The organism is Candidatus Obscuribacterales bacterium (assembly GCA_036703605.1).
Classification (GTDB): domain Bacteria; phylum Cyanobacteriota; class Cyanobacteriia; order RECH01; family RECH01; genus RECH01.
In genome coordinates, this window is sequence record DATNRH010000290.1 from 1 (window position 1) to 6,236 (window position 6,236).

6 protein-coding genes are annotated in these 6,236 nt (G+C 54.8%); 5 read left to right on the forward strand and 1 reads right to left on the reverse strand.

Going from position 1 to position 6,236, the window contains the following annotated elements:
- Together V6D20_06130 and tpiA are read left to right on the forward strand one after the other, a co-directional pair.
- Positions 1-1,268 (forward strand): polyribonucleotide nucleotidyltransferase (locus V6D20_06130; GenBank protein HEY9815363.1); only part of this gene is annotated, 1,268 nt, incomplete at its 5' end.
- Positions 1,269-1,467: 199 nt separating this feature from the next.
- On the forward strand, positions 1,468-2,196 hold the full coding sequence (tpiA, locus tag V6D20_06135) for a triose-phosphate isomerase (protein ID HEY9815364.1): 729 nt from the start codon (positions 1,468-1,470) through the stop codon (positions 2,194-2,196).
- Between the two features lie 96 nt (positions 2,197-2,292).
- Here the strand turns inward: tpiA and V6D20_06140 are convergent, their stop codons facing one another.
- The gene (locus V6D20_06140; GenBank protein HEY9815365.1) at positions 2,293-2,973 is read right to left on the reverse strand and encodes an SH3 domain-containing protein; all 681 of its coding nucleotides are present in this window, start codon (positions 2,971-2,973) and stop codon (positions 2,293-2,295) included.
- Between the two features lie 635 nt (positions 2,974-3,608).
- Between V6D20_06140 and V6D20_06145 the strand changes: the two genes are divergently transcribed.
- The 3 genes from V6D20_06145 to V6D20_06155 all read left to right on the forward strand — a co-directional run.
- Positions 3,609-5,354, forward strand: coding sequence for a SpoIIE family protein phosphatase (locus V6D20_06145; GenBank protein HEY9815366.1), 1,746 nt, complete (start codon positions 3,609-3,611; stop codon positions 5,352-5,354).
- 3 nt (positions 5,355-5,357) lie between these two features.
- The gene (locus tag V6D20_06150; GenBank protein ID HEY9815367.1) at positions 5,358-5,795 is read left to right on the forward strand and encodes an anti-sigma regulatory factor; all 438 of its coding nucleotides are present in this window, start codon (positions 5,358-5,360) and stop codon (positions 5,793-5,795) included.
- Between the two features lie 29 nt (positions 5,796-5,824).
- The coding region (locus tag V6D20_06155; protein HEY9815368.1) for a CRR6 family NdhI maturation factor at positions 5,825-6,236 on the forward strand (412 nt) is incomplete at its 3' end.

Genomic DNA, 6,236 nt, shown 5'->3' on the forward strand with positions numbered 1-6,236 from the left:
CGATCGCCTCTGATGGTAAAGCCCTAGGCAAAGCCTTCAAATCCCTCACCAAGACCCTCATGCGTCGCCAAATCGTTGACGATAAGGTGCGGGTGGATGGACGGAAACTCGACGAAGTTCGTCCCATCCAATGTCGGACAGGGCTCTTGCCATCGCGGGTGCATGGCAGCGGCTTGTTCCAGCGCGGGCTCACTCAGGTGATGTCTATTGTCACCCTAGGAACGCCCGGCGACGCCCAGGAAATGGACGATCTCCATCCCGATGGCAAGAAGCGCTACCTGCACCACTACAACTTCCCCCCCTACTCCGTGGGTGAAACCCGCCCGATGCGATCGCCAGGACGGCGGGAAATTGGTCACGGTGCCTTGGCAGAACGGGCCCTCATTCCCGTACTTCCCCCCAAGGAAGAGTTTCCCTACGTGATTCGGGTGGTCTCGGAAGTGCTGTCCTCCAACGGTTCTACCTCCATGGGTTCCGTTTGTGGATCGACTCTAGGCTTAATGGATGCTGGTGTACCGATTACCAAGCCGGTGAGTGGTGCAGCCATGGGCTTGATTAAGGAAGGCGATGAAATTCGCATCCTCACCGACATCCAAGGCATTGAAGACTTCCTCGGCGATATGGACTTTAAGGTAGCCGGCACCGATACCGGCATCACCGCCCTGCAGATGGACATGAAAATTACCGGTCTGCCGATCTCGGTGATTGCCGATGCCATCCACCAGGCCAAGCCAGCTCGGATGCACATCCTAGAAAAGATGCTGGCTACCATTGATCAGCCTCGTGCTGAGCTATCGCCCTTTGCGCCCCGATTGCTGACCATCAAGATCGATCCTGACCTGATTGGCTTGGTGATTGGCCCCGGTGGTAAAACCATCAAGGGAATCACCGAACAAACCGGTGCCAAGGTAGATATCGAAGACGACGGTACCATCACCATCTCCGCCCTAGAAGGCAGCAATGCTGAACAGGCGCGCGGCATCATTGAAGGCATGACCCGCAAGTTATCGGCGGGCGATGTCTATGTGGGTCGCGTGACGCGGATTATCCCCATTGGCGCATTTGTGGAAATCCTGCCCGGCAAAGAAGGCATGATCCACATTTCCCAACTGGCCGACTACCGAGTGGGCAAGGTTGAAGACGAAGTTGCCATCGGCGATGAAGTGATCGTCAAGGTACGGGAAATTGATAGTCGCGGGCGGATTAACTTAACGCGTCTTAACATTCATCCCGACGAAGCCGCTGCGGCTCGGGCTGCTGCCGACTAGCACTCGTCTGGCCTATTCCTAGGTCAAACAAACCATCGGGCGATCGCTCTGGGAATCATCCTAGGGGCGATCGCTTTTTTTATGGGGGAGCGATCGCGGCAATTCCTTGGATTTGATCATCTGCCCTTTAGAATGTGCCCATTCCGTCCTAAACTATAGGATGCATTATTGCTGCTAACCCATCACGACAGAGTCACTCGTGCGAAAGATTGTCATTGCTGGTAACTGGAAAATGTACAAAACCCAGGCAGAAGCCCTAGAGTTTCTCCTCGGGTTTACCACCCTGGTGAATGAAGCGCCAGACGAACGAGAGATTGTCCTTTGTGGGCCATTCACCGCCCTAGGCACCCTCTCCAAAAACTTACACGGCAGCCGCATTCGAATTGGCGCACAGAATATTCACTGGGAAGAATCGGGTGCCTACACAGGGGAGATCTCCGGCCCCATGCTGACCGAATATGGCATTCGCTATGTCGTGGTTGGGCATAGTGAGCGGCGACAGTATTTTGGCGAAACGGATGAAACCGTCAATCTCCGCCTGAAAGCAGCCCAGCGCCACGGCTTAACGCCGATCCTCTGTGTGGGAGAAACCAAGGAACAGCGTGATGCTGGGGAAACAGAAGCCCTGATCATGAAGCAGTTGGAACAAGACTTGGTTGGCGTCGATCAAACCCAGTTGGTGATTGCCTACGAACCTATTTGGGCGATCGGCACCGGCGAGACCTGTGAATCGACCGAAGCCAACCGAGTGATTGGCCTGATTCGTAGCCAGCTCACCCATGCCGACGTGCCGATTCAGTATGGTGGATCGGTGAAGCCAGGTAATATCGATGAGATTATGGCCCAGCCAGAGATTGACGGCGCGCTGGTGGGTGGAGCCAGCCTAGAACCCGAAAGCTTTGCCCGCATCGTCAACTACGTCGTTTAGGCAGGGGCGATCGCTCCATCGTCATCTAACCACCCAATGCAGGAATGGGGGTTGGCTATCGTCATCCCCCATTCCTGTATCGTCCAGCCCGTAAGCCTAGGGGCAACTAACCCCGGCCAGATTGGATCCACTACCCACAAAACCGGTGGAAATCCACCCTTCATAGGGAGCTGTGATGTAAATCCAGGTACGCCGTCCTTCGGGAGTCACGGTTGTACGGGCCATGTCCGTGAACTGAAAATCCTGCGCGCCTGTGGGAATGGTTGCCACATAGGTGCGCTCAGAAATCACCGGCTGATTGCGGACAATGAGGCCCAAGGGGGGCACCACTTGGCAACGAGTGCTTCCAGGCGCAGGAGCAGGAGCAGTTGCGGACGGAGTTGGTGTAGGGGTGGGAAAAGTTGCCGCGGGTTCCGTGTAGCTAAAGCCTGGCGGACAAGGCGTGCTGTCATCCCCAATCAGAAATTGTGTATCAACCCAGCCAACGTGGGGTTCAAGGATTTGGATCCAGCCCTCGCCGCGCCCGTTGCCTAGCATCATCACACCCTCGGCTGGAATGGTACCAACCACGGTGCTGATGGTATTAGGCTGTTCATACACGGCAATTTGCGCCACGGTGGTGCGGCAGGTGCCCACCCGTTGAGCGATCGCCCCCGCAGCTTCCCCAGACGACAAGGTTGGCTTATGGAGAGTTCTATCTGCCGCCTGTCCTGTCCCAACATTGCCAATCGTCGCTAGGGCTAGCCCCAAAGCGATCGCGTATCCCATTCGTTTCATGGTTATAAACCTCACTCGTTAGCAGATCCTGTTACGGACATTTGCACTATACCTGTGGGTATCATCCCCCATGCTGGCGAACCCTGCACCGGATTAGACGATCCCCTAGGTGAAGTCTGACCAACTGTAGCTAGATTATCTATTGGTAACCAGCGATTGGATCATCTGGCTGCATCTTCTGAGCCCTTTTTGGGTTAGGAAGTTCCCATAGTACAGCCTGGAAACCGACTGCCCACGGGCCATTGGGTCATTTCAAGGATAAGATGCCGGTGTTAGCAGATCCGGGCGATCGCCTCCGATAATGGCCAACCTGGGGTCAAGCATGGGGTTCAACCTGAGGTCAAAACAATCCTGAAGTTGGCAAAGAATCCTGGACGAGTAGAACAGAGGGCGATCGCACTGGAACGTTTATCTGGAAGGTTTATTCAACACCCTGTTGACCATACCCTACGGCTTCTCTGGTAAGGATCCCAAGGATTGACTGCATCCAAAGATAGCTGGAAGGAAGATTCGAGCATAATAGGAAAGTAGCAGACGATAAACCCTCTGCACCGGTGTGTCATCTTAAAGGGGCTGGGTTTCCCGATCCCTTCTCTTTCGCTGAGCACGTGGCTAACTCAGGAGTAGGCAGTTGTATGGTTCAGGTTGAACATCTAAAGCCCAGACTCATGGTGGTAGACGATGAAACCGACAATTTAGCTTTGTTGTATCGCACCTTTCGGCGAGACTTTGAGGTATTTAAGGCAGAGAGCGCCTTTGAAGCCATGGACGTGTTAGATCGCGAAGGGGAGATGGCCATCATCATCTCTGACCAACAAATGCCTAGGCTTTCGGGCATTGAGTTTTTGAGCCGAACGGTGGACTTGTTTCCCGATACCATCCGCATCGTCTTAACAGGCTACACCGATGCTCAGGATCTCGTTGATGCCATCAACAGCGGTAAGGTCTTCAAATACATCACCAAGCCATGGGATGCAGCAGAACTAAGAGCCGTGGTCAACCAGGCTGCAGAAACCTACAGCGCCATCAAGCAGCGCACCTGCGACTTGACCCGGGCCCTGCGGCGCGAGTCGCTGTTCAATGCCGTGACCAGCGCTATTCGTGAGTCCTTGGACTACGACAGCATGTTGCGCACCATTGTGGAAACCATTGGCAAAACCTTTGGGGCAGATGCCTGCATGTTATATCCCGTGGAACAGGTGGAGTTTGGGGAGGCGGCAGCGGTGAATCTACCCCTAGCCACCAAGGCTGAGGCAGATTTCGTGCTGGCCAATAGCACCCGCTGGGTCAACGCCGACTCGCCCAGCGATCGCCCCTCCCTCCCTCCAGTCGATGCTCAGGTATTGATGGGCAGTGTCAGCGATCGCTCCGTGAAGATTGCCCAAACCCAGCAGCAGCAGCCCTATGTCCAGCTTGTCATTCCCCTCACCTGTAAGCAAGAAATACCGGCGGTGCTGGTGCTCTACAAGCAAACCACCAGCGCCTCTTGGCTAAAAGACGATATCGAGCTGGTGAAGGGCGTTGCCGAACAGGCTGCCCTGGCCATTTCCCAAGCCAAGCTCTATCAACGCATCCAAAAGCAAAGCGAACAAATGCAGGGAGAATTGGCCGTAGCCCGGCAGATTCAAGGCAACCTGCTGCGCCAAAGCCTGCCCGACATCGACAATGTCAAAATTCAGGCCTACTGCTACCCGGCCCGCGAGGTAGGAGGCGACTTTTTTGAAGTCTACCTACATCCCCAGGGAGACATCTGGTTAGCGGTGGGTGACGTATCTGGTAAAGGAGTGCCCGCTGCCTTGTTTATGGCCAGCGCCCTATCGGTGTTGCGCCGAGAGCTGGCCCAGGAAGCACCGCCGCCCCCCAATATCGTCATGCAAAACCTCAACAGTAGCTTGCTTGACAACCTCGTCAGCAGCAATTGCTTTATTACCATGGTGCTAGCTAGTTTTTCCCCCGATACCAAACGCTTGGTCTATGCCAATGCAGGGCATATCTATCCCTTGGTGTGGTCGTCCTATCACCGGGAGGATAACGGTGAGAAAACCGGCAACCCGGCCCTCGAACCCACCTACCTCAAACAGCGCGGTGTTCCTCTCGGCATCTTGCCGCTATGGACAGCGGCAGCGGGTGAACTGCAGCTACAGTCTGGAGATGTGCTTCTCTTGGCTAGCGACGGCGTCACAGAAGCCAGCATCGCCAATGTGGAGCCCGGCAGCGGCCATGCCCCCACCAGCCGTTCTATGCTGCGGCAGGCGGGGCTATGGCAACTGTTGATTCAAGACCATAGCAGCCTCGACCTAACCCATATCCTGTCTCGGATTCAAGCTCATAGCGAGACCCAAGAAGATGATCAAACCATGCTCTCCCTGGAGGTGTTGTAGCTGATGAGAACTGAGCTGCATATCCCTAGTGACTTACGATTTTTGAATATTGTGGAAAGCTGGTTGCTAGGCGCACTGGAGGTGGAGCTAGGCGATCGCGTAGATTGGCCGCGCCAGTCTAATCGCCTACGCCTCGTATTGGTGGAGGCTTACTCCAATGTGGTACGCCATGCCCACAAAAACCAGCCCAATTTACCGGTGTTGATCCGATTGGAGCTGAAGGGACAAGATATTTCCATGGAAATCTGGGATCATGGACAAGGCTTCGACCTATCCACCTATCTACCTCCTATGCCGGAGGAAAAACAAGATGGGGGCTACGGTTGGCTGATTTTGAACCGCCTAATGGATCGGGTGGAGTATCGCCTGCAGGTGAATGGACGCAACTGTTTATCCCTGGAGGCAACGCTGCCCACTGGCGAGTCTGAAAGCCCAAGCTGATGCCCACGTGATACTTAGATTGCATCCCCATGACTCTTACCATTTCTCTGCAGGCTGAGCATATCCATACCCTCAACCTTTCACCCGCCACGAAGGTGTTGTCTACCCTCAAGGTTCAAGAGGCGATCGCTCAAGCTGGGCAAGCAATTCAGTTTGAACTAGACTATCCCCGCGAACCCGACGACCCCCGCGAACTCTCCGAAATTCCTGAGGTACGCCTGTGGTTTCTGCGACTCGATGCCGAATATCCTTGGCTACCCTTTTGGCTAGATTGGGGCACGGAACTGAGCCGCTATACTGCCATGCTGGTGCCCCATCAATTCAGCCGCACGGAGGGCATTCAGTACAACCCTGAGGCGCTGGAGCTGTTTGTTATGGGCAAGACCTTCACTCTGCTGCACTGGCTGCAGCAAAACGGTATCGATGGACGCACCAAAATTA